This is a genomic window from Vibrio lamellibrachiae (genome assembly GCF_050337265.1).
GTDB classification, from domain to species: Bacteria; Pseudomonadota; Gammaproteobacteria; order Enterobacterales; family Vibrionaceae; genus Vibrio; species Vibrio kyushuensis.
This window is the reverse complement of the sequence record NZ_JAKJSU010000004.1, coordinates 154820-178018: the sequence shown is the minus strand read 5'-3', so window position 1 is coordinate 178018 and position 23199 is coordinate 154820. Positions and strand designations below refer to the sequence as shown.

General features: G+C 41.2%; 22 protein-coding genes and 1 pseudogene. 18 read left to right on the top strand and 5 right to left on the bottom strand.

Going from position 1 to position 23199, the window contains the following annotated elements; all coding sequences use genetic code 11:
• Positions 1 to 243: 243 nt before the first annotated feature.
• From ccoN to ttcA, 11 genes and pseudogenes are all read left to right on the top strand, one after another.
• Complete coding sequence (gene ccoN, locus L4C54_RS01005) at positions 244 to 1671, top strand: cytochrome-c oxidase, cbb3-type subunit I (protein WP_428801995.1); 1428 nt, start codon at positions 244 to 246, stop codon at positions 1669 to 1671.
• A 12-nt stretch (positions 1672 to 1683) separates the two neighbouring features.
• Entirely contained in the window at positions 1684 to 2304 is a 621-nt protein-coding gene (gene ccoO / locus L4C54_RS01000) for a cytochrome-c oxidase, cbb3-type subunit II (protein ID WP_428801996.1), read from the top strand.
• A gap of 9 nt (positions 2305 to 2313) precedes the next feature.
• Positions 2314 to 2487 (top strand): cbb3-type cytochrome oxidase subunit 3, encoded by a 174-nt coding sequence (locus tag L4C54_RS00995; RefSeq protein WP_428801997.1) that lies wholly within the window; start codon positions 2314 to 2316, stop codon positions 2485 to 2487.
• Positions 2487 to 3467, top strand: coding sequence for a cytochrome-c oxidase, cbb3-type subunit III (gene ccoP / locus L4C54_RS00990; RefSeq protein WP_428801998.1), 981 nt, complete (start codon positions 2487 to 2489; stop codon positions 3465 to 3467). The genes L4C54_RS00995 and ccoP overlap by 1 nt, the downstream gene beginning before the upstream one ends.
• Before the next feature lie 114 nt (positions 3468 to 3581).
• Positions 3582 to 4061, top strand: coding sequence for a FixH family protein (locus L4C54_RS00985; protein ID WP_428806730.1), 480 nt, complete (start codon positions 3582 to 3584; stop codon positions 4059 to 4061).
• A gap of 5 nt (positions 4062 to 4066) precedes the next feature.
• Positions 4067 to 6430, top strand: a pseudogene (locus L4C54_RS00980) (heavy metal translocating P-type ATPase); the annotation flags it as partial.
• A gap of 65 nt (positions 6431 to 6495) precedes the next feature.
• Positions 6496 to 6690 (top strand): cbb3-type cytochrome oxidase assembly protein CcoS, encoded by a 195-nt coding sequence (gene ccoS, locus L4C54_RS00975; RefSeq protein WP_428802000.1) that lies wholly within the window; start codon positions 6496 to 6498, stop codon positions 6688 to 6690.
• Positions 6690 to 7364 carry a sulfite exporter TauE/SafE family protein gene (locus tag L4C54_RS00970; protein WP_428806729.1) on the top strand — a complete coding sequence of 225 codons (675 nt, stop codon included), beginning with the start codon at positions 6690 to 6692 and terminating at the stop codon, positions 7362 to 7364. Before ccoS ends, L4C54_RS00970 begins: the two co-directional genes overlap by 1 nt.
• An 88-nt stretch (positions 7365 to 7452) precedes the next feature.
• Positions 7453 to 8202 carry a fumarate/nitrate reduction transcriptional regulator Fnr gene (gene fnr / locus L4C54_RS00965; protein ID WP_428802002.1) on the top strand — a complete coding sequence of 250 codons (750 nt, stop codon included), beginning with the start codon at positions 7453 to 7455 and terminating at the stop codon, positions 8200 to 8202.
• Positions 8203 to 8333: 131 nt separating this feature from the next.
• Positions 8334 to 9281 (top strand): universal stress protein UspE, encoded by a 948-nt coding sequence (uspE, locus tag L4C54_RS00960; protein WP_428806728.1) that lies wholly within the window; start codon positions 8334 to 8336, stop codon positions 9279 to 9281.
• A gap of 196 nt (positions 9282 to 9477) precedes the next feature.
• Positions 9478 to 10413, top strand: a complete 936-nt coding sequence (gene ttcA, locus L4C54_RS00955) for a tRNA 2-thiocytidine(32) synthetase TtcA (RefSeq protein WP_428802004.1) — start codon at positions 9478 to 9480, stop codon at positions 10411 to 10413.
• Between the two features lie 108 nt (positions 10414 to 10521).
• Here the strand turns inward: ttcA and L4C54_RS00950 are convergent, their stop codons facing one another.
• Genes L4C54_RS00950 through L4C54_RS00940 form a run of 3 tightly spaced genes read right to left on the bottom strand, consistent with a single transcriptional unit; the run spans position 10522 to position 12840 of the window.
• On the bottom strand, positions 10522 to 11178 hold the full coding sequence (locus tag L4C54_RS00950; RefSeq protein WP_428806727.1) for a DUF2987 domain-containing protein: 657 nt from the start codon (positions 11176 to 11178) through the stop codon (positions 10522 to 10524).
• A gap of 11 nt (positions 11179 to 11189) precedes the next feature.
• Complete coding sequence (locus L4C54_RS00945) at positions 11190 to 12014, bottom strand: glucosaminidase domain-containing protein (RefSeq protein ID WP_428806726.1); 825 nt, start codon at positions 12012 to 12014, stop codon at positions 11190 to 11192.
• Positions 12007 to 12840 (bottom strand): DUF2189 domain-containing protein, encoded by an 834-nt coding sequence (locus L4C54_RS00940; protein ID WP_428802007.1) that lies wholly within the window; start codon positions 12838 to 12840, stop codon positions 12007 to 12009. Before L4C54_RS00940 ends, L4C54_RS00945 begins: the two co-directional genes overlap by 8 nt.
• Positions 12841 to 13160: 320 nt before the next feature.
• On the opposite strand from L4C54_RS00940, the gene potA reads away from it, so the two are divergent.
• The 5 genes from potA to L4C54_RS00915 all read left to right on the top strand — a co-directional run bounded on the left by potA (position 13161) and on the right by L4C54_RS00915 (position 17987).
• The gene (potA, locus tag L4C54_RS00935; protein WP_428806725.1) at positions 13161 to 14276 is read left to right on the top strand and encodes a spermidine/putrescine ABC transporter ATP-binding protein PotA; all 1116 of its coding nucleotides are present in this window, start codon (positions 13161 to 13163) and stop codon (positions 14274 to 14276) included.
• A complete protein-coding gene (potB, locus tag L4C54_RS00930) occupies positions 14260 to 15117 on the top strand; it encodes a spermidine/putrescine ABC transporter permease PotB (RefSeq protein WP_428806724.1) in 858 nt (285 codons plus the stop codon). Before potA ends, potB begins: the two co-directional genes overlap by 17 nt.
• Entirely contained in the window at positions 15117 to 15896 is a 780-nt protein-coding gene (gene potC / locus L4C54_RS00925) for a spermidine/putrescine ABC transporter permease PotC (RefSeq protein ID WP_428806723.1), read from the top strand. The genes potB and potC overlap by 1 nt, the downstream gene beginning before the upstream one ends.
• Positions 15897 to 16075: 179 nt before the next feature.
• Complete coding sequence (locus L4C54_RS00920) at positions 16076 to 17113, top strand: extracellular solute-binding protein (protein ID WP_428806722.1); 1038 nt, start codon at positions 16076 to 16078, stop codon at positions 17111 to 17113.
• 91 nt (positions 17114 to 17204) lie between these two features.
• On the top strand, positions 17205 to 17987 hold the full coding sequence (locus tag L4C54_RS00915; RefSeq protein ID WP_428806721.1) for a GGDEF domain-containing protein: 783 nt from the start codon (positions 17205 to 17207) through the stop codon (positions 17985 to 17987).
• A gap of 29 nt (positions 17988 to 18016) precedes the next feature.
• Here the strand turns inward: L4C54_RS00915 and cobB are convergent, their stop codons facing one another.
• Positions 18017 to 18754 (bottom strand): Sir2 family NAD+-dependent deacetylase, encoded by a 738-nt coding sequence (gene cobB, locus L4C54_RS00910; protein ID WP_428806720.1) that lies wholly within the window; start codon positions 18752 to 18754, stop codon positions 18017 to 18019.
• A 176-nt stretch (positions 18755 to 18930) separates the two neighbouring features.
• The gene (locus tag L4C54_RS00905) at positions 18931 to 20151 is read right to left on the bottom strand and encodes an ammonium transporter (RefSeq protein ID WP_428806719.1); all 1221 of its coding nucleotides are present in this window, start codon (positions 20149 to 20151) and stop codon (positions 18931 to 18933) included.
• Positions 20152 to 20538: 387 nt separating this feature from the next.
• Between L4C54_RS00905 and L4C54_RS00900 the strand changes: the two genes are divergently transcribed.
• Both L4C54_RS00900 and L4C54_RS00895 read left to right on the top strand, forming a co-directional pair.
• Entirely contained in the window at positions 20539 to 21432 is an 894-nt protein-coding gene (locus tag L4C54_RS00900; protein WP_428806718.1) for a carbonic anhydrase, read from the top strand.
• Between the two features lie 5 nt (positions 21433 to 21437).
• Positions 21438 to 23123 (top strand): methyl-accepting chemotaxis protein, encoded by a 1686-nt coding sequence (locus L4C54_RS00895; protein ID WP_428806717.1) that lies wholly within the window; start codon positions 21438 to 21440, stop codon positions 23121 to 23123.
• Positions 23124 to 23199: the final 76 nt, after the last annotated feature.

Below are 23199 nucleotides of genomic sequence, written 5' to 3'. Positions count from 1 at the left end.
TTTTTAAAAAAAACCCACAAAACCTGACCATTCGCAAGGTTACTGAGCTGTCATTAAATTGTTAATTCAAGTATAGTTTCGCGTTGAAAGTGCCACTTTTTAAAAGTTGATGATGGAATTGAAACGCCAATATAAGGGTTATATTTCCAAAGGATTTGGGTGGCATTACGACACTTGTTTTGTTGAAAGTAAAGTGTCGTGTTGGAAGTAAAGTGTAGTTAATAAAAAAATGGAAGCATGCAAATGAGCCAAGAAAAGCAGCTTGAACAAAACTACAACTATACAGTCGTTCGTCAATTTACCCTTGTAACCATTCTTTGGGGTATTGTCGGCATGGCTGTTGGTGTTTTGATTGCCGCTCAACTAGTTTGGCCCCAGCTAAACTTTGATACGCCGTGGCTGACTTACAGTCGCTTACGTCCACTGCATACTAATGCGGTTATTTTCGCGTTTGGTACGAGTGCCCTCTTCGCAGCATCTTATTATGTTGTACAGCGCACCTGTCAAACTCGTCTATTCGGTGGTCCGCTTGTCCCATTCACCTTTTGGGGATGGCAAGCAATAATTCTGTCTGCTGCAATTACTTTACCTTTAGGGTTAACCTCAGGTAAGGAATATGCAGAGCTAGAGTGGCCAATTGATATTGCTATAACACTTGTTTGGGTTGCATACGCGGTTGTGTTCTTTGGGACATTAATCAAACGTACTACTTCTCATATATATGTAGCAAACTGGTTCTTTGGGGCCTTTATTATCACGGTTGCTGTTTTACATATCGTAAACAGCATGGCAATCCCGGTATCACTTGGTAAATCGTATTCGATGTACTCAGGAGCTATAGATGCCATGATTCAGTGGTGGTATGGTCACAATGCGGTTGGATTCCTTCTAACAGCTGGTTTCTTGGGTATGATGTACTACTTCGTTCCTAAGCAAGCAGAACGCCCTGTTTATTCTTACCGTTTATCGATTGTTCACTTTTGGGCGCTAGTATCTCTATATATTTGGGCTGGTCCACACCATCTACATTACACAGCATTACCTGACTGGACTCAGTCTTTAGGTATGGTTATGTCATTGGTTCTTTTTGCTCCTTCTTGGGGTGGCATGATCAACGGTATTATGACGCTGTCTGGTGCGTGGCATAAACTTCGCTATGACCCTATTCTTCGCTTCCTAGTTGTATCTTTGTCTTTCTATGGTATGTCCACCTTTGAAGGTCCAATGATGGCAATTAAGACAGTAAACGCACTTTCTCACTATACAGATTGGACTGTTGGTCACGTTCACTCTGGTGCGTTAGGTTGGGTTGCAATGGTTACTATCGGTACTGTTTACCACTTAATCCCTCGCTTGTTCGGTCAAGAGCGTATGTATTCAGTATCTCTAATCAACGTTCACTTCTGGTTAGCGACAATTGGTACTGTACTTTATATCGTTGCTATGTGGATTTCTGGTGTTATGCAAGGCCTAATGTGGCGCGCTGTTAACTCAGACGGTACATTGACTTACAGCTTTGTAGAGTCAGTAGAAGCGTCTTACCCATTCTACTTCGTACGTTTTGTTGGAGGTCTAATCTTCCTATCAGGTATGTTCTTATTGGCATACAACTCGTACAAGACAATCACCGCGCCTAAAGATAGCCTTAAAGCTATCCCGCAACCGGCTTAAGGAGATTATAGAATGAGCAATAAAACTAAAAACTGGCATGAACTAATCGAGAAAAACGTTGGTTTATTAGCAATTCTAATTGTTATTGCGATCAGTTTTGGCGCACTAGTAGAAATCGCTCCGCTAATGTTCCAAAAGCAAACCAATGAACCAGTAGAGAACTTACGCCCTTATACAGCTTTAGAGATGGAAGGTCGTGATATCTATATTCGTGAAGGTTGTAACGTGTGTCATAGCCAAATGATTCGTCCTTTCCGTTCTGAAACTGAACGTTACGGCCACTACTCTCTTGCTGGCGAACATGTGTGGGAACATCCATTCTTATGGGGCTCTAAGCGTACAGGTCCAGATTTAGCTCGTGTTGGTGAGCGTTATTCTGATGAGTGGCATCGTGTTCACTTAATGAATCCTCGTGAGCTTGTTCCAGAATCAAACATGCCGGGCTTCCCTTGGCTTGATACAAATATTCTGGACGGCAAATTGACTCAGAAGAAACTAGAAATCTTCCGTAATCAATTTGGCGTACCGTACACGGATGAACAAATCGCTAACGCGCAGCAAGATGTTGAAGGTAGAACAGAGATGGATGCACTCATCGCTTATCTTCAGTCTCTTGGCCACGCAATGAAATAAGGCTTAATTATGGATATTATTACTTTTCAAAGTATTTGGACTGTTACCGTTTTTGCTTGTTTCATTGGTATCGTGTGGTGGGCATACGGTAAAGACCGTAAGTCTCGCTTCGATGAAGATGCGAATTTGGTTTTTGATGACGAAATTCCGGCAAAAACTACTAGTCAAGGAGTGACCAAGTAATGAGTACATTCTGGAGTATTTTTGTAACTGTAATCACTATTGGTACCTTGATTGGTTGTGCTGCCCTGCTTCGCTGGTGTTCTAACGACAAAACTGGCATCGAAGAAGGGCAAGATATGGGCCATGAATACGATGGTATTCGTGAGCTAAACAACCCATTACCAAAATGGTGGTCATACCTATTTGTTAGTACGCTTGTTTTTGCAGTTGTCTATTTCGCGCTTTATCCGGGTTTAGGTAACTTCAAAGGTGTTCTTGGTTGGACAAGTTCAGATCAAACTGTTCGTTCAATGGAAGAGTCTCGTGCGTCAATTGCGGCTTCGCAAGCTAACAAGCAACTCGACCAATATGCAAAAGAACTTGATGATGCAGACACCTATTTTGGTGAAGCATTTAAGAGCCTTGCTTATGATGCAAACGGCACTGATTTACGCGCAATCGAAGAGATCGCTGCAGATGAAGAAGCCGTTAAAGTTGGACAACGTTTGTTTTTACAAAACTGTTCACAGTGTCATGGTTCAGATGCACGTGGTCAAAAAGGTTTCCCTAACCTAACTGATAACGCTTGGCTATATGGTGGTGAACCAGAAGCGATCGTAACATCAGTTATGCATGGGCGTGTTGGTCAAATGCCAGGGTGGAAAGATGCCTTAGGTGAAGATGGTGTTGCTGAAGTTGTAACATACACCCTTAGTCTTTCTGGACGTTCTGTTAATGCTCGCGAAGCTGCCGCTGGTAAAGCTCGATTCGTAGTTTGTGCTGCATGTCATGGAACAGATGGTAAAGGTAACCCTGCTGTTGGCGCCCCTGACTTGACAGACCAAAGTTGGTTGTTTGGTGGTTCACGTGCAGACGTAACGGAAACGGTTATGTATGGCCGCTCTGGTGTCATGCCTGCTTGGGAAAACATCCTAGGTGAGGATAAGGTTCAACTTGTCTCAGCCTACGTTTGGGGGCTAAGCAACACCGAGCAAAAATAATAAGTAACATTTCAATAACAGCCCCTTTATTAGGGGCTGCTTTTCTTTTAAAGTAAATACGTTAAGTATTTGTAATTCATTAGTTTTATTTCATTGTATATTGAGAGTCATTATATGGAACAGCCTTGGTATAAGCAGTTTTGGCCCTGGTTTTTACTCTTCCTAACCGTTGGCGTTTCTATGCTAACATTGGTTCGAGTCGCCATACTTACCAATCATTCGGTTCACCTAGTAACTGAAGACTACTACAAGAAAGGGAAAGGTATAAACATCGATATCTCTCGAGTCAACGTTGCTAAAGAGTTAGGGCTTAAAGCGACAGTTCGCTCAGAAGGTAACGCTGTAGTGATTCAGCTAGATAAAGGGGAACTCGCTCACTACCCTGCGATCACAGCTATGTTCGCTCATCGTACACTTCCTGATCGTGATTTCACTAAGCTTGTTACGTCGGATGCATTAGGCCAATATAGAGTTACTCTTGAGAGTGAACTTCAAGGGCCGTGGTTTCTTGAACTGACCCCACATGACGAGCATTGGCTAATTCAAGGTCGCATCGAATTTCCTACGGAACAATCAATTAAACTGTCGAATTAATTATTATGTGCAAATCGTGTTATCACTGTGGTGAAGATGTACCAGCCAACACGGATTTTAAGGTAGAGATTTTAGAAGAAATCCGTTCAATGTGTTGCCCAGGTTGTGAGACCGTCGCACAAACTATCGTTGATAGTGGATTGATCTCTTATTATCAATACCGAACCGCCCCCGCTGACAAAGTTGATTTAGTTCCTGAGCAGCTATTGACCCTCATACATTATGACAATGATGAGGTTCAATCTGAGTTTGTGCGACATACCGAGAATAGCTCAGAGGTGACACTCTCTGTTGACGGTGTGTCTTGCGCTGCATGTGCTTGGCTGATTGAGAAACATTTAAGTAAGGTTAAAGGTGTTCAGTCGATACGAGTGAACACTACAACTAACCGAGCTCTGCTTGTTTGGGATAAATCTCAAATTAAGCTGAGCGAACTACTCTCTAAAATTCATAACCTAGGGTACAAAGCTGCCCCTTTTGAAGCCGATAAGCATGAAGCCTCTTATCATCATGCAATGAAGCAATACCTCTATAGATTGGGTATCGCTGGCATTGCCACGATGCAAGTTATGATGCTCGCAGTTGCACTGTATTTGGAAGTCTTTGGTGATTTAGAGCCTGAATTCAAAAACTATTTCCGTTGGGTAAGTTTGATCTTCGCAACGCCAGTATTAGTGTATTCGGCCCTGCCATTTTATATGAATGCTTGGCGTAGTATTCGTGGACGAACATTGGGAATGGATGTCCCCGTCTCTATTGCTCTAATTTTTGCCTACGTTGCCAGCGTTGTCGCTACTGTTACCGAACAAGGTGAAGTTTTCTTTGAATCTATTTCAATGTTTACCTTCTTCTTGTTAATTGGTCGTTTCCTAGAGATGCGTGCGAGACGAAAAGCAGCTGCAGCTAGCGGGAATCTATTAAAGTTAATACCAGCAGTGGCTACGACCCTAGAAGGCGAGCAGATCCCAGTTAACTCTCTTAAGGTCGGCGATCGAATTCGAGTATTGCCAGGAGAACATATTCCAGCGGATGGCGTGATTAGTGTAGGAAGGGTTCACATTGATGAATCTATGCTCACTGGCGAACCATTACCTGTGGTCAGAATTCAAGCTGACACTGTCTTTGCTGGAACGATAAACGGTGACGACTCATTTGAATTGCAAGTGACAGCTTCAAAAGCGGATTCGGTCATCTCAAATATTGTCCGTCTTCAAGATGAAGCTGAATTAGCAAAACCTGCAATCGCGAAACTCGCTGATATCGTTGCTCGTTATTTTGTAGCGGTATCCTTAGTAATTGCTGCTAGTACTTGGTATTACTGGCAAGGAACCCGGCCTGATGACGCATTCTGGATTATGCTTTCAGTTCTCGTTGCTACCTGCCCCTGTGCTCTCTCATTAGCCACACCAACCGCTCTTACTTGTGCAACGTCGAGAATGAGCAATTTTGGTATTCTACTGAGAAAGAACCACGTATTCGAAACCTTATGTAAGGTTAATCACCTTATCGTTGATAAAACTGGGACGTTGACGTCTGGTAATGTCGAGATCAGTGAGGTTGATATTGTTTCCCATACAAACCGAGATACGTGTATCGCATTGGCTATCGAGCTTGAGTCTCATGCTAATCATCCTATTGCTCGAGCTTTTAATCAGTTTGAGCCATCTGTATCGGTAAGTGTTGTCGACGTAGAGAACGTTATTGGTTCTGGGATTTTAGGTGTTTACTTAGATCAAACCGTTAAAATTGGCAGTGCTGATTTTGTATTAGGCGATTCAAATATAGCGAAAACGAACAGTATTTATTTGTCTCTCAATGATGTTCATATCGCCACATTTACTTATAACGACCCTATTCGAAAAGAGAGCGCAGCTTTTATACAGCGTTTTAAAGAAGCAGGTATTAAAGTAACACTTCTCACCGGCGATACTCAGCAAAATGCCGATACAGTTGCGAAGAAAATTGGTATCGAAACAGTTATTGCGTCTGCTAAGCCACAAGATAAGCTCAACTACCTTAATCAAGTTAACGACGATATAACAATGATGGTCGGTGATGGTATTAACGATGCTCCTACCCTAGCAGGTGCTCATATATCAGTAGCAATGGGTGGAGGCACTGATGTTGCTAAAGCTTCTTCTGATATGGTATTACTCGGTGATCGATTAGATAGACTTTTAGAGGCACGAGAGCTTGCACTGAGAACTCGCAAAATCATTCGTGAGAATCTAGCGTGGTCACTCGGCTACAACATGTTGATACTCCCATTAGCCATGGCTGGTTTGGTTGCGCCTTATGTTGCTGCTTTTGGTATGTCTGCAAGTTCTATCATCGTTGTGTCAAATTCGCTGCGATTACTTAAAGAGCAAGAACAGGCTCGAAAAGATCAAAGGTCACTTAAAGAACGACCGTTACCAAAAGAGCACCTGAGATAATGGAAAGTTTATATATTCTAATCCCGATTGCGATAGTCCTTGTTTGTATCGCTATAGCCGTCTTTTTATGGGCAGTTAAAAGTGATCAATTTGAAGACTTAGAGCGTCAAGGTCACAACATTCTCTTTGATGATGACACACCTGAAAGTAATAAGACGACTATCAAAGAAGAGAAAAAACAGGACGAAGAATAATGTCTATTGATTGGCTCGGTGCATTTTTTATTGGGCTTATTGGTGCGGGCCATTGCATGGGAATGTGTGGGGGTCTTGCTTCTGCGTTAAGCATAGGGCAACACCAAGGCTCCCGGATGATCCCTATTTATTACAACTTTGGCCGATTACTTAGTTATGCCACTATTGGCGCTATTATTGGTAGCGCCGTCTCAACCCTTATTGAGTTCACTCAACTTAACCAAGCACTTGCTTGGTTGCGCTTAGTTGCTGCCATTTTTATGATCATCTTAGCTCTGTATGTCGGTCGATGGTGGTTTGGATTGCTCGCTTTTGAAAAGATAGGCCAGCGATTTTGGAAATACCTGTCCCCTGTAGGACAATCTTTACTACCACTTAAAAAACCATTTTATGCTTTGCCGTTTGGTTTTGTTTGGGGTTGGCTACCATGTGGTTTGGTCTACTCTATTTTGACCTGGGCAGCAGTATCAGGAAGTGCTGTAAACGGAGCTATCATTATGCTTTGTTTTGGGCTTGGTACACTTCCTGCCATGCTGTTAATTGGGTATAGTGCCACGCACTTAAAAAAGATACAGCAATCCGCACTATTTCGATCTATTGGGGCCAGCTGTATTCTTGCTTATGGCGTTTATACCGCATACAGCGCGTTAATACTTTTATCATTTAGTTTATAAATGCGTGATTTAGTTTGATTTTTAAAACTACCCTTTAGTGTTAAGCGGTGGTAAAATATTGATGTATATCAAATTGTGAAAGGTTGTTATGATTTCTGAAAAGCCAGGTACAAGTCGCATTTCATCCGGCGGTTGCGCGATCCACTGTCAAGATTGCAGTATTAGCCAGCTGTGTATCCCATTTACATTAAGCGAATCTGAGCTAGATCAGCTCGACCATATCATTGAAAGAAAAAAACCTATTCAAAAAAGCCAAGAACTTTTTAAAGCGGGCGATGAACTCAAATCACTGTACGCTATTCGTTCAGGTACAATCAAAAGCTACACTATTACAGAGCAAGGTGACGAGCAGATTACTGCATTTCACTTAGCCGGTGACCTAGTTGGTTTTGATGCTATTACTGACGATTGTCATCCTAGTTTTGCACAAGCCCTTGAAACGTCAATGGTTTGTGAAATTCCTTATGAAATCTTAGATGATTTATCTGGCAAAATGCCTAAGTTACGTCAGCAAATTATGCGTTTGATGAGTAATGAAATTAAAGGCGATCAAGAGATGATTCTTTTGCTTTCTAAAAAGAATGCTGAAGAACGCTTAGCTGCTTTCCTATATAACCTATCGACTCGCTTCTCTCAACGAGGCTTTAGCCCAAGAGAGTTTCGCCTTACGATGACTCGTGGTGATATTGGTAACTACCTAGGTCTAACTGTTGAAACAATCAGCCGTTTATTGGGTCGTTTTCAAAAGTCTGAAATATTATGTGTTAAAGGCAAATACATCACGATCGTCGATCACGATGCACTCATGAAACTTGCTGGTGTATCAACAGAATCATAAGTAACTTCAATGATGTAGCTCGTTAATGAGCTACATCATACTTCCACCACCTTTCCTCTCTTTTTTCTCATACTTCTTCTCTTATCTGCGCTACATTAGGTATATAGCCCTAACCATTTTAAGGTGCGCGTATGAGTATTTATAACAAGATCTTGGTCGTTGCTGATATTAATAATGATCAACAGCCTGCTCTAGCTAGAGCTATGAAGTTGGCCTCCAAAAGCAAATCAACTAGCCACATTATGTTCTTTCTTTCAATCTATGACTTTTCATACGATATGACCTCAATGCTTTCAATGGATGAAAGAGACGCAATGAGGAAGGGAGTTATCCATCAGCGTGAGCAGTGGATGAAAAAAGTCGCCGAGCCGTATTTAAACAACGATGTGGAATTTGAAATTAAAGTCGTTTGGCACAACCGACCTTATGAAGCCATTATCGGTGAAGTGTTTGCTGGTTCTCATGATCTTTTAGTGAAAGGTACTCGGACACATGATGTGCTTGAGTCGGTTATCTTTACTCCGACAGATTGGCATCTATTAAGAAAGTCCCCTTCCCCTGTTTTATTAGTCAAAAGTGAATTTTGGCCAGAGGATGCAAACATCATTGCCTCTGTTCATGTAGGCTCTGAAAGTGACACTCACAGTGACTTAAACGATCGAATGGTTAAACAGTTAAATAGCTTATCTGAAAGACTGGATGCTAACTCGTATCTTGTTAATGCGTATCCAGTGACACCTGCTAACATAACTATTGAGTTACCAGAGTTTGACCCAACAACATACACTGACGCTGTCCGTGGACACCACCTAACTTCCATGAAGGCTTTGCGCCAGAAACATTCGTTTGACGAAGAGCAGACAATTGTTGAACAAGGCTTGCCTGAGGATGTGATTCCAGAGGCCGCAACTAAGCTCAACGCTGCCATGGTTATTCTTGGTACGACAGGGCGTACTGGATTATCAGCGGTCTTTATTGGTAATACTGCTGAACACGTGATTGATAAGATTAACTGTGATGTATTGGCGCTAAAACCACACGGGTATGTTAGCCCGCTTGACCCAAATACAGCGGTTTAGCCTAACGTCGTTATTACTCTCGTGTAGAAGAGACAAAACAAACAGGCCAATGTTTGATCTACCCTAGCCCCTTGATTTGAGTTCGACTAACGAATATCAAGGGGCTTTTTAATATTCAAATACACAGAATCACTAGCATCTGGGTGATATATACGTATGATACGCACTTCATTTTGGTTTTGAGATCTAGCAGCAGATGACTGAGCAGACCCAAGAGCGTACAAAAGCTCAACAACATATTTTCAACAAACTAGAAAAGCGTATCCGTAGAAATACAGGACAAGCGATTGCTGACTTTAATATGATTGAAGATGGCGACCGAATTATGGTTTGTTTATCAGGCGGCAAAGATAGCTTTACTATGCTTGATATTTTAATGGGTTTGCAAAAAGTTGCGCCAGTTAAATTTGAGTTGATTGCGGTTAACTTAGACCAAAAGCAACCAGGATTCCCTAGCCACATTCTACCTGAATATCTAGAGAGCCTTGGTGTTGAACATAAAATTGTAGAAGAAGACACCTACTCTATTGTTCAAGACAAAATTCCAGAAGGCAAAACAACTTGCTCACTTTGTTCAAGGTTACGCCGTGGTATTTTATACAAAACGGCAAAAGAACTAGGCGCGACCAAGATAGCTTTAGGCCATCACCGTGATGACATTATTGAGACCCTGTTTCTAAATATGTTCCATGGTGGAAAGCTAAAATCAATGCCGCCTAAGCTGGTTTCTGATAACGGTGAACATGTCGTTATTAGACCACTTGCTTACTGTCGTGAAAAAGACATCATTAAATACTCTGAGATGACTGATTACCCAATCATTCCGTGTAATCTATGCGGCTCTCAGCCAAACTTGCAGCGTCAGAATATTAAGCAGATGCTCAACACTTGGGACCAACAGTTCCCAGGAAGAATCGAAACCATGTTTACCGCTATGCAAAATGTTGTGCCTAGTCACCTAGCTGATCATAATTTGTTTGATTTTAAATCTATTGATCGTGATTCTGGCGTTATTAATGGTGGCGATATTGGCTTCGACAAGCCTGAGATGCCAGTTATTACGCCAGTTGGTGAAGATATCGTTACTGAATTCGATCCTAGTTTAGCTTTGGATGTGACCAATATTGACTAAAGCTGTTTGGTTGGAAGTGTTGTCGTCTAATACAGCAGCGAACTAAATAGAAAAGAGCCGCTAATAGCGGCTCTTTTGGATCTGGTGTATTACAAAATAGAAGTTGTATTAATTTGCTTTAGGGATATAAGGTAAAACCCTAACGGTTTCCTGAGGGAGTGTCATCTCACCACCCAGACCAATATCACTTAATAAAACGGTAGCTACGCCATTCTCAATTGGAATTAAGCCACCTTGAGATAATTCGATATTAGCGTTCAGGCGGTCACCAAACTCAAGAGTTACACCTTCAACATCTGGTGAGAACCAGCTCGAGAACATGCCGCCTAAGTCATCGAGAAGAGTTTTCATTTGTGGAACATATTTAGCGATCTGCTCATAGCTGACGACATTGCTCAGTGGCTCTTTAGTCGTCACAACCATAGAAAAATCACATTGCATGTCGTTCTGTGTATGAACATACACAAGAGGATTAGCACCACGTAGGTTCTCGTCAAGAGGCACTAAAAGTTCGCGATTAGATGCGACTTTTAACTCTTCGTAATGCTCTTCTTTTTCCATCCACGCTTTCTCAATGTTGCACAACTGACGCGTTTCTTGATTGATAAAGAAAAAACCTACCTTTACGTCATCGTGCCCTTCATTAAGGTTATTTTTCATTTGGCTGTAGAGTTTTGAATATGTGAATCTATACTCTTCAGCAGACAGAGGGAAAGCTGAAATCAGTACTGTAGTGGCTAATAATAGCGACGATAATTTCTTCATATAACTTCTTATTATTTAGACCAGAATGGTTGGTTAAATCGAATCATACTTTGTAACTCTAAAACATACGGTTCGCCACGCTCAGAGTAGCGAATTAAACCGTTAGTAAGCTCAAGAGCTGTTTCTATTGCTAACAGATCTTGATTATTGGAGTGAAGTTCAAAGCGAATATCTCTTAGCTCTTGGTAAGCTCTATTGCGGTTTACGTTCATAAAATAACGATGAATAGACTCTTGAACAGAACTAAACTTAGCGACTTCATGTGTCATTCCATCTGTTCGATGCTCTGGAACAACACCACATCCAGCACTATAACACCACTGACCAAAATAGTTATTTGCTTTAGTTGCAAATCGAGATGTGCCCCAACCTGATTCTTTTGCCGCTTGCGTCAGTACTAACGCTTCTGGTAATACATCGACACGATGAAACATCCTGTCTAGCCACTGTTCAGTGACCCCCTCAGATGAAAGGTCTGCATGATATAAATCACCGAGGCGCTTAGCGTAAGATGTGTCTTCTGACGTTAACTCTCCAGACTCAAAGCGCGTTTGAATCTTCTCAAGCCTTGAACGCTCTTTAATGATGCGAGCATTTTCTAATGCAACTCCTGGCTTCAAGTAATCAAAGAATGTGCTTTTCTTCTCTTGGATATCGGTGATTAACGAAAAGTCTGGTGCGTCACTTATGTTCTTTGCAGCAACAATGATTTCACGCTGTTCATCTTCTTCGACAACTTCAGTTTCAATTTCTGATATTGATTGATTGTTTTTCCAAACAATTGCTCCAGCCAACAAACCAAATGTGATCGCTAAAAATATAAGGTTATTACGCATTGAACACCTTAGAATCTTTATCGTGGTCATCATTGCTAGGAGTATCATCGTCACTAGGTGTGTCATCATCAGATTTGTCTGATGCAACAATCTTCAGTTTAATTCCGAACATATTGCGATAGATAATGCCTTTCACGTGGAAGAAAAATGGCAAGACAAAGATCAATCCAATTCCGTAGAACATTGCAGCGGCAATAAACATCATCGTTACCGCAAAATAGATCACTGCAATAGTGAATATCTTCTTATTGACGGCACGTAACGACATCCATAACGACTGCAGTGGTGATACGCGCTTTTCACAGACAAGCAGGATTGAGTTACTAAAAGCCAAAGATAAGTATAAAGATACAAATGGCAGTACTGCACCCGCAATCCCTTGAAGTACAAGGCCAATAAGCGTGGCGATAATAACAGGAACGGTGAACTGCAACCCTTTACCTATATGGCGTAGTTTTGTATTAAGCCCTGCTGTATGGCTCATCGCCATTAAACTAATCCCAGCAAAAATTGGGGCGCTGACGACTTCGTAGCTAAAGTTTGCAACGAATATAGCTTGCACCATCGATTGGTTAAAGCCTTCTGGATTGTCGAGGACCGTCAATATTACCGATGGATCGCCTAGCTGCAGTTTCAGTGCAATATAGAAGATTGCAAGCTGCACAAACAGTAGAATCATCACAGCGGGTGAGAAAGAGAGAAAGTGCTTAACTGTAATGCTGCCTGCTTCTTTTAAAACCTCTCCTACTTTTAATTCGTAATTGCCTGACAGGGCTTTTTCTACACTGCCACCGAGGTTGAAGTCTTTTTCAATATCGTTATTCATTCTTTGTCCGTAGCAATATCGATTGCTCTAAATTACTTATTAATGAAAAGTAGCCGCATTATACTTAAATAGCATATATTCGAAAATCTGATCTGTTGTTTATCTTAACTTTCTTACATATTCGTATGATTATTCTTCAATTTAGTCACTTGTCATGCTGTATTTTTCAAACTAGTGCGGTAACTAATAAGAAATTACGTAAATTCAATGTAAAAACACTTTAAATTCACTGTATTGATGATTATCATCCGCCCATTATTCGATCTTGTATTACACTCGAATGAAAGATAGCCAACTCATCAACAAGAAGAGCAGAAACTTTGAATACACCAACGATCAATACAAAACCAATTATTCAATTATCTGCGATTAGTAAAAGCTTTGATGGTAAACAGGTAATCAATGACCTCTCCATTGATGTAAACCATGGTGAATTTCTTACTATTTTAGGCCCTTCTGGCTGCGGAAAGACAACGGTACTGAGGTTAATTGCTGGGTTTGAACAAGCAGATCTTGGTGGTATCGTTTTAGACAACTTCGACATCACAAATGTTCCTGCAGAACATAGACATGTAAATACCGTTTTTCAAAGCTACGCACTGTTTCCTCACATGACCATTTATGAAAATGTTGCGTTCGGTTTACGCATGCAAAAAGTGGCGAACGAAGAGATTAAAACGAGAGTGTTAGATGCACTTAAGATGGTTCGCTTGCAAGAATACTCGAATCGAATGCCCCATCAGCTGTCAGGTGGACAGCAACAGCGGGTTGCTATCGCTCGTGCTGTAGTGAACAAACCAAAAGTACTTCTCCTTGATGAATCATTATCAGCTCTTGATTATAAATTGCGTAAACAGATGCAAATCGAGCTTAAACAGTTACAACGTAAACTTGGTATTACATTTATCTTCGTGACTCATGATCAAGAAGAAGCGTTATCGATGTCAGACCGAATCATTGTCATGCGTGACGGTGTGATCGAGCAAGATGGAACGCCAAGACAAATTTATGAAGAACCCCAAAACCTATTTGTTGCCGAGTTTATTGGTGAAATTAACAACTTCCCTGCGATAGTCGTCTCACGTATCGATGATGAAAAAATACTCGTCAATATTGAAGGCGCTGAATCCGTTGTTCATTACAGTAAACCCGTGAAACAAGGTGATTCTCTTAATGTTCTACTGAGACCTGAAGATTTAAAAGTGACAGAAATAAGAGAGTCTGAAGAGTCTGGTATTGTTGGCCATGTCATTGATAGAACCTACAAAGGAATGACGCTAGATTCCGTCATTGAGCTGCCTTCAGGCATGCGTGTGATGACGAGTGAGTTCTTTAACGAAGATGATCCTGATGTTGACCACTCCTTAGGTCAAAAAGTGGCGATTACATGGGTGGAAACTTGGGAAGTGGTGCTCACTAATGCTCAAACTGTTTAATTTTCGAAATACAGTTCTAACGATTATCATCGGTTGGTTGACCCTATTTGTTCTTGTACCAAACCTTATGATCATTGTGACGAGCTTTTTGACTCGTGATGAAGCGAACCTGATTGATTTCACGTTTACATTTAATAACTACGTTCGTTTAATGGACCCGCTATATGTAAAAGTGGTTTGGCACTCTTTCTACATGGCTACAGTAGCAACATTACTTTGTCTTGCCATCGGTTATCCGTTTGCCTATCTCATTACTAAAATGCCCGTTCATATTAGGCCGATAATGTTGTTTTTAGTTATCGTCCCTTTCTGGACCAATTCTTTGATACGCACATATGGATTAAAAATAGTCCTGGGTACTCAAGGCGTGTTGAATAAAGGGCTGCTAGCTTTAGAGATAATCGATAAACCGATGAGGATAATGTACACAGAGTCGGCGGTAATGATCGGCTTGGTGTATGTCTTACTACCCTTTATGATTTTGCCACTCTACTCAACGATTGAAAAATTAGATAAGTCATATTTAGAAGCGGCGAAAGATTTAGGTGCCAACAAATTTCAAACGTTTGTCAGGGTTATTCTTCCTTTAACCATGCCTGGAATCATAGGGGGCTGTTTATTGGTCCTTCTTCCCGCTTTGGGCATGTTTTATGTGGCTGATTTATTAGGCGGGGCTAAAAACCTACTAATAGGTAACGTGATAAAGAGCCAAGTGTTGAACGCTAGGGATTGGCCTTTTGGCGCCGCAACCAGTATTGCATTAACCACTGCGATGGCTGCGTTGTTGTTTCTCTATTATAAAGCAGGCAAGCTGTTTAATCGTAATGAGGAGCGTAACTAATGGAGCGATTCACTAAATTCAGTTTTATTACACTGGTTTATGCATTCTTGTACCTGCCTATTATCGTATTGATTGTTAACTCTTTTAACAGCAATAAGTTTGGAATGAAATGGGGTGGTTTTACGACCAAGTGGTATCAAGCGTTGGTTAATAATGACAGCTTAATGCAAGCGGCGTGGCACTCTATTCACATTGCGGTATTCTCTGCTACCGCTGCGGTTATTATTGGCAGTTTGACTGCAGTGGCTCTATTTCGCTATCAATTTAGAGGGAAACCAGCCGTTAATGGGCTTCTGTTTATTGTCATGATGTCTCCTGATATTGTTATGGCTATCTCCTTTTTAGCGCTATTTCTAGTCATTGGAGTACAGCTCGGCTTCTTTACTTTGCTTATCGCACACATCACTTTTTGCTTACCATTTGTCGTTGTTACGGTATACAGCAGGTTAAAGGGGTTTGATGTGAAAATGTTAGAGGCTGCCAAAGATTTAGGTGCTAGTGAATGGACGATCTTTACTAAAATCATCATACCTATTGCTAAACCTGCCGTTGCTGGAGGTTGGTTATTGAGCTTCACGCTCTCATTGGACGATGTCATCATTAGTTCGTTTGTCACTGGGCCTGCCTATGAAATCTTACCATTGAAAATATATTCAATGGTTAAGGTGGGGATTTCACCTGAAGTGAATGCCTTAGCAACCGTTATGTTAATCGTCTCATTAGTTTTAGTGATGCTATCTCAGTTTATTAGTAAAGATAGATTAACAGCAAGAACGTAACGGTTGCGCTCGAACACATATTGCGAATATTGATTGTTGGGTTATGATGCCTTGATGATCATTGTCGAATTAATATTTGTCGTTATATATTTGAAAAATACGAATTTTTTTCTATGCTTATGTCATATTTTATCAGTTAGATATGCAAGCTTAAGCTTGTTACAAAAATTGGAAGTACCATGAAAAGTAAATTAGGTGTCGCAACGTTATTTGCAGCAACTTTATTCTCTCAATCGGCTCTTGCTGAGAACAAAGAGCTGTATTTTTATAATTGGTCTGAATATATCCCAAATGATGTCTTGGCGAGTTTTACAAAAGAGACAGGGATTAAAGTCATTTATTCAACTTACGAATCTAATGAAAGCATGTATGCCAAGTTAAAGACACAGGGCTCTGGCTACGATCTTGTCGTACCTTCAACTTACTTTGTGTCAAAAATGCACAAAGAAGATATGCTGCAAGAGATTGATAAGAGCAAGCTAACACAGTTTTCTGGCCTAGATCCTAATTATTTAAACAAACCTTTTGATCCAGATAACACCTATTCTATCCCATATATTTGGGGTGCAACTGGCATTGGTGTTAACTCTGATATGCTTGATGGCTCTTCGCTTAGTAATTGGGGAGACTTCTGGGATAGTAAATGGGAAGGTCAACTCATGTTGATGGATGACTCTCGCGAAGTCTTCCATATTGCGTTAAGTAAATTAGGTTATTCACCAAATACCACTGACCCAAAAGAGATCGAAGAAGCTTATCAGGAACTGCGCAAGTTAATGCCAAACGTCTTGGTGTTTAACTCTGATTTTCCTGCTAATCCTTACCTTGCGGGTGAAGTTTCATTAGGCATGCTATGGAATGGCTCTGCGTACATGGCGCGTGAAGAAGGCGCTTCTATCGATATTATTTGGCCAGAGCAAGGCGCTATCTTCTGGATGGACAGCTTAGCCATTCCATCTGGGGCAAAGAATGTCGATGCGGCACACCAGATGATTGATTTCCTTCTTCGCCCTGAAAATGCGGCCAAGATTGCTTTAGAGATTGGCTACCCAACCCCAGTTAAAGCTGCCTACCCTTTGCTTCCTAGTGAGTTTGCGAATGACACCAATATATTCCCTCCCCAAGAGATAATGGATTCAGGCGTATGGCAAGATGAGGTTGGCGAGGCAAGCGTGTTATACGAAGATTATTTCCAGCGCCTTAAAGTAGGCAACTAATATTTCGATTGAATTTAAATTGAGCGGCATTAGCTGCTCTATTTTTTTGGCTACACTTAGGTAATAATTAGTCTGCGAAAGGAAATCATCGTTGAAACCCATTAATAAGGTCATTTTATTCGTTATTACTGTTTATAGTATTTCATTGTTTCTGTACTGGGTTTCTCACGGTACGTATATCGACTCCCATTTTGACCTTGTTTTCGAAACGAATACGCTAGCGATTATTATCTATGTCTACTTTATTGCTAGGCCGACAATACTTACCAATACCAAGTTAAAGTATGGTGTAAGGCTTCTGCTGTTTGCAAAAATCTATGACATTGTTACAGAAATTTCCTATCTAGATGCCCTTTCTGACCGATATGAACTGGCTGACGCATTTATTGAAGATGGTTCTCAGCAGGCCGCTTACATTTTGATTGCGATTGGACTAACAGAGTTAATGCGCAAAGCAGAAGAGTCAGCTATGACAGACGAGTTAACAGGCCTCTATAATCGGAAAAAATTGCCAACTATCCCCTTAGAGAAGTTTGATTTGATCTATTTCGACCTCGATGGATTGAAGCAAGAGAACGATACGAAGGGTCACGCTGAGGGAGATTTAATTTTGATTCAGTTTGCAGAAGCGTTGGTTACTGCCTCTCACCATAAAGAAACTATTTTTAGAGTGGGCGGGGATGAATTCGTAGTGGCGACGACATTGAATCGCTCTTCTGATTTCTTGGGTGCACTAAAGGAAGATCTGGAAAATAAGAACATCAAGTACAGCTACGGGGTCGAATCGACTAATAAAGCCGATCTTAACGAAGCTTTACTAAGAACAGACAAAGCTATGTATAAAATGAAAAACTCTCAGAGCAACAGGAATTGACTGAGAGTTTCAAGTTAACGGAGTTAGGCTTACGCTAATTGGCGGTTTTCTGTATCAACCCCTAGTAACTCTTCAATAAGCTTTGGTACTTCAATACTTGCTTTACCGTACCTTTTCTCTTCAAACTCACTCTCTACCGCACTCGGCTCTAAGTTTATCTCTATCGTATGAGCGCCATGCATTTTTGCATCATGAACGAAGCCAGCGGCTGGGTATACAACACCGGACGTTCCGATTGATATGAACAGGTCTGCTTCTTCTAGAGAGGAGTAGATATCCCCCATTCTAAGCGGCATTTCGCCAAACCAAACAATGTGAGGTCGCATTTGAGCTGGAATTTGACAGCAATGGCAAAGTTCACCTGTATTGATATCGCCAGCATGCTCGATGACTTGGTTTGATTCACTGCAACGAGATTTCAATAATTCCCCGTGCATGTGAATTATATTTTGGCTACCACCACGCTCATGAAGGTTATCAATGTTTTGTGTAATGACGGTAACCTGACCGTCTAACTCTGCTTCAAGCTTTCCTAACGCAATGTGTGCAGCATTAGGTTGAATGGTTTCGGACTGTAACTTATGACGGCGTTGATTATAGAAGTCCTGAACCAAATCAGGATCACGGTTGAACCCTTCTGGCGTCGCTACATCTTCTATACGATGGTTTTCCCAAAGTCCATCCTGAGCTCTAAAGGTTTGTATTCCTGACTCTGCTGAGATTCCAGCGCCTGTTAAAATTACGATATTTTTATAAGGAAACTGCATGCTATATCCTTTTAGCCCTGACTTAATTTAAGCCTAACACTGATCTTTTTGCATCAGAAGAGTATGGCATTAGACCATAGTATTATTTCCCTTAATTTACTATGGGTTATGTGAACCATGACAAAAAAAGAGAAGCGATTGCTTCTCTTTTCTTAACTAAGTATTCGTTCTACAAATTAATCTTCATTGACGGCAGAAATTTTATGAATAGCAAGATCAGCACCTTTGAATTCATCTTCTTCAGACAACCTCAATCCAGTAATCTTATTGAGTGCTCCATACACGATAGCCGCGCCAGCAACAGCAACTAAAATGCCAAGAACAGTTCCTAGCAGCTGAACAGTAAAGCTAACACCACCAAGGCCACCTAGTACTGTCTGGCCAAAGATCCCTGCTGCAACCCCACCCCACGCGCCACACACGCCATGAAGTGGCCACACACCTAGTACATCATCAACTTTGGTATTATTCTGCAGATAAGTAAATAAATACACAAAGAGGCCACCAGCAATACCGCCTGTTACAAGCGCTCCAATTGGGTGCATGAGGTCAGAGCCTGCACATACGGCAACTAAGCCGGCTAATGGACCATTATGAATAAAGCCCGGGTCATTCTTACCAGCGATTAATGCGACAATAATACCACCAACCATCGCCATCAGTGAATTTAGCGCGACTAAACCACTAATTCCATCTAATGATTGAGCCGACATAACATTGAAACCAAACCACCCGACACATAAGATCCATGCACCTAATGCAAGAAAAGGAATATTAGATGGCGCAAAGTTAGTATGCTTCCCTGCACGAATACGACCTTTACGCATTCCCAAGAAAATAACGGCAACTAACGCTATCCATCCGCCAACGCCGTGCACAACAACAGAGCCTGCAAAATCATGAAAAGGAGCACCAAAAGTCGTATCAAACCAATTTTGAACACCATAGTTACCGTTCCAAATCATGCCTTCGAAAAATGGGTATACAAAACCAACAGTCAAAAAGGTTGCAATCAATATTGGGTAAAAACGTGCTCGTTCTGCAATGCCACCAGAGACAATAGCCGGTATAGCTGCCGCAAAAGTGAGTAGGAAGAAAAACTTAACTAATTCATAACCATTTCCTTGGGAAAGGGTTTCTGCGCTTGAAAAGAAATGTCCCCCGTAAGCAACCCAGTAGCCGATGAAGAAATAGGCGATGGCAGAAATACCAAAGTCCGCCAATATCTTTACTAAAGCGTTAACCTGGTTTTTACGACGAACGGTCCCCACTTCTAAAAATGCAAAACCAGCATGCATTAGGAACACCATGATGGCACCAAGGAGTAGAAACAGTGTATCCGAGCTTTGTGTTAAAACTTGAACGACACCTTGGATCTGGGCTGACGATTCTGACATGAGTTGAGTTCTCCTTACTCATTCGTTACGCACCATTCTGGTGCTAAAAATTGGCCATTTAGAACTAAATGAATGATTCAGTCACTATTTAGGAGTGGTAGAGCAACAAGCATGCCATAGGAAAAGTGGTCGCTAGATTGATTTGATTTAAATCAATCTAGGCGAAAAATCAATGACTTAATCACACGCTCATTCATCAAGGGAATTGTTTACGGTGTTTTTGATGCACCAGCTTGATGCATTCGCACCAAAATGAACAGTTATATGCAGAGTCATCCATTTAGTTTTATTCGTCTCTATTCATAGTTCAACCTTCTTCATAAATTCGCCTACTTACCACTTAGACACTATGCTCAATTTATATCTAGTTGGTAACAAAGGTTCAGTATGAAAATGAACACAATTTGGGATGTAGGGTATTGGGTGGCTAAACAGAATATCAATATAGGGCAAATAAAAATCTTAACGCCCAAATGCCCTCTAATTCTTCTTATAGGAAGCTTCTTATTATTCTCAAGTTTGGCGTATTCAGAATCAGGTCATGAAACAGCTTGGGGTTATAAAGGAAAGAACGGTCCTAATACATGGGGAACTTTAAGCCCAAGCTTTTTTATGTGTAATGAAGGTATGCAGCAATCGCCTATTGATATTATTACTGGCTCATCTGGTACGTATTACCCTCTTCAACTCTCTTATAGTGATCATTCTTTGAATGTTGTAAATAATGGCCACACACTACAAATGAATATGTTTGACCAAAAGCATAAGAATGTCCAAGCCGCTGATCACGTCATTGATATTGCGGGTAAGAAGCACTACCCGAGCTATATGATGCTTGGCCCTCAGAAGTATGACTTAGCACAATTTCATTTTCATTCTCCAAGTGAACATTCAATTGATGGTGAGCACTACCCGCTAGAAATTCATTTCGTTCACAAGAATTCTGTCGGAGCGCTTGCAGTCATCGGTGTTCTGTTTAAAACGGGAAGTACAAACAAAACTTTTCAGGCTCTTCTTGATAACGCGCCAAATCGAGTGGGTTACGTTGAAAAATCTTCGATGCTATCTGCCAACGATTTAATGGTGAGTGACCTCTCCTATTATCACTATCAAGGTTCCCTGACGACACCTCCTTGTAGCGAAGATGTAAAGTGGTTTGTCATGAGCGATGTATTAGAAATATCTAACAGTCAAAAAGAACAATTTTTGAAGATCATAGGTGAGAATGCTCGGCCAACACAAGCGCTCAACTGGCGTAACGTACTCATGCAAGCAAGGTGATTTTGATGAATAAGTTATCAATTAAACAGAAGGTTATGTTTTTGGTTGGCATCTTTGTCATTATGCTGCTGATTAATTCCTATATCGCTATTTCAGGGCTCAATAAGGTCGCAGAAGGTACGCATAGTATTACTAGTATTGATATGCACATGACGGAGATAGCAACAAAATTGACAGAGCATCAATTGCAACAAGAGATCGCTTTCGAACAAGCTTATCGTGCAATGCTATTACTCGATATTGAGGACCAAGCGTTTCAAGAAGAACAGGTCGCGATTGAACATTTTACTTCCTACGGTGCACAAGCCGAGAAAAACCTTGTCGACCTTGAAAACTTTGTGTCTGAACATCGTCAGTCAGATCACATCAGCCCCTTCCTTATTGAGGCAATGAACAAATTCGATGCGTTATTGGTTAAAATTCGCCAGCACCATTTTGAATGGCAAGAGCAAGCAGTTCTACTTCTCGAAGAACTTGCGATCAGAAATGTTCATGAAGCCGAACTGATGACGCCGGGTGTAGAAGCTCTAGCTAAGGAACTGTCTCATGAAGTCATTGAGTTGCTAGAAAATATTGAAGAGGTTAGTGCGCATCATGTAATTAAAATCGAAGAGTATGAGCACCAGCTTGTTCGTAACCTCATCATCACGGTGTGTATTACGCTATTGGTATCGCTGCCATTCTCTTATTTGACTATTCGTTCGTTGGCTACCTCTGTCGCTTCCGCGCAAAATTCAATACGAATTTTCAGTAAGGGAGATTTAACTCATCAATTTCAAACGGTGGCGAAAGATGAAGTGGCAGACATCGTCGAAGACCTTCAATACATGCAAAATGGTTTACGAAGAGTTGTCGGTGACATAGCCAATGCTCACGGTACATTAGATACAACGTCTCACAGTCTTAATGATCTTATACAGATAACCAATGAGACAGTTCAAGAACAAACAAACGACACAAAGGAAGTGGCGTCTAACCTGAATGAAATCGGCATTGCAGCTCGAGAAGTGACAACTCTTACTAGTGATACACTTGATCAAACCTCAAAGACCAAACAGATCGTTGTAAACACCAACCAGTCAATGGAACAAGCGATAGGTAAGTTCTCATTAGTTAACGAAACCATCAACAGCACTCAAAAACTGGTGAATCAGCTAGAGGCCGACTCAAATAGTATCGTATCGGTTCTTGACGTCATTAAAGGGATTGCAGAGCAGACGAACCTTCTTGCTCTTAACGCGGCCATTGAGGCTGCTCGGGCTGGCGATCAAGGACGAGGTTTTGCGGTAGTTGCTGATGAAGTGCGAACCCTAGCGCAGCGAACTCAAGATTCAACGGGTGAGATTGAAGAGATGCTCAATAACTTCAAACGAATTAGTGGTGAAGTGTCAACGTCCATATCTCAGTGTGTTACGCACGCTAATGAAGGAGTGAGCGCCGGCGGAGAAACTATGGATCAAATACAATCGTTAGTTAGCTCCGTTGATTTGATTAATGACAGAAATCATCAAATAGCAAGTTCTGCCGAAGAACAAACATCCGTTTTAGAAGGTATTGGAGAACGGATAAATCGCATCGACCAAATGGCGTCTAATAACATGGACTCAGTGAACAATATATCGTCACTAATAGATTCGCTTTCTGACGCAAGTAATACATTAAGCTCAGCACTTGGTGAATTCAAAACATAGTCCGCAGCAGAATCCAAAGGACAACCTAATAAATAAAAAGGGAGATCATATGAACGATCTCCCTTCTCTTTTGGCA

Bases quoted from the DNA above. Each gene is read 5' to 3' on its own strand.
- L4C54_RS00985 (WP_428806730.1), top strand. From the start codon at position 3,582: ATGGAACAGCCTTGGTATAAGCAGTTTTGGCCCTGGTTTTTACTCTTC.
- potB (WP_428806724.1), top strand. From the start codon at position 14,260: ATGCTCAAACTGTTTAATTTTCGAAATACAGTTCTAACGATTATCATC.
- L4C54_RS00900 (WP_428806718.1), top strand. From the start codon at position 20,539: ATGAAAATGAACACAATTTGGGATGTAGGGTATTGGGTGGCTAAACAG.
- L4C54_RS00920 (WP_428806722.1), top strand. From the start codon at position 16,076: ATGAAAAGTAAATTAGGTGTCGCAACGTTATTTGCAGCAACTTTATTC.
- L4C54_RS00950 (WP_428806727.1), bottom strand. From the start codon at position 11,178: ATGAAGAAATTATCGTCGCTATTATTAGCCACTACAGTACTGATTTCA.
- ttcA (WP_428802004.1), top strand. From the start codon at position 9,478: ATGACTGAGCAGACCCAAGAGCGTACAAAAGCTCAACAACATATTTTC.
- L4C54_RS00895 (WP_428806717.1), top strand. From the start codon at position 21,438: ATGAATAAGTTATCAATTAAACAGAAGGTTATGTTTTTGGTTGGCATC.
- L4C54_RS00945 (WP_428806726.1), bottom strand. From the start codon at position 12,014: ATGCGTAATAACCTTATATTTTTAGCGATCACATTTGGTTTGTTGGCT.
- L4C54_RS00940 (WP_428802007.1), bottom strand. From the start codon at position 12,840: ATGAATAACGATATTGAAAAAGACTTCAACCTCGGTGGCAGTGTAGAA.
- cobB (WP_428806720.1), bottom strand. From the start codon at position 18,754: ATGCAGTTTCCTTATAAAAATATCGTAATTTTAACAGGCGCTGGAATC.
- ccoN (WP_428801995.1), top strand. From the start codon at position 244: ATGAGCCAAGAAAAGCAGCTTGAACAAAACTACAACTATACAGTCGTT.
- ccoO (WP_428801996.1), top strand. From the start codon at position 1,684: ATGAGCAATAAAACTAAAAACTGGCATGAACTAATCGAGAAAAACGTT.
- ccoP (WP_428801998.1), top strand. From the start codon at position 2,487: ATGAGTACATTCTGGAGTATTTTTGTAACTGTAATCACTATTGGTACC.
- uspE (WP_428806728.1), top strand. From the start codon at position 8,334: ATGAGTATTTATAACAAGATCTTGGTCGTTGCTGATATTAATAATGAT.
- L4C54_RS00905 (WP_428806719.1), bottom strand. From the start codon at position 20,151: ATGTCAGAATCGTCAGCCCAGATCCAAGGTGTCGTTCAAGTTTTAACA.
- L4C54_RS00995 (WP_428801997.1), top strand. From the start codon at position 2,314: ATGGATATTATTACTTTTCAAAGTATTTGGACTGTTACCGTTTTTGCT.
- potC (WP_428806723.1), top strand. From the start codon at position 15,117: ATGGAGCGATTCACTAAATTCAGTTTTATTACACTGGTTTATGCATTC.
- fnr (WP_428802002.1), top strand. From the start codon at position 7,453: ATGATTTCTGAAAAGCCAGGTACAAGTCGCATTTCATCCGGCGGTTGC.
- L4C54_RS00970 (WP_428806729.1), top strand. From the start codon at position 6,690: ATGTCTATTGATTGGCTCGGTGCATTTTTTATTGGGCTTATTGGTGCG.
- ccoS (WP_428802000.1), top strand. From the start codon at position 6,496: ATGGAAAGTTTATATATTCTAATCCCGATTGCGATAGTCCTTGTTTGT.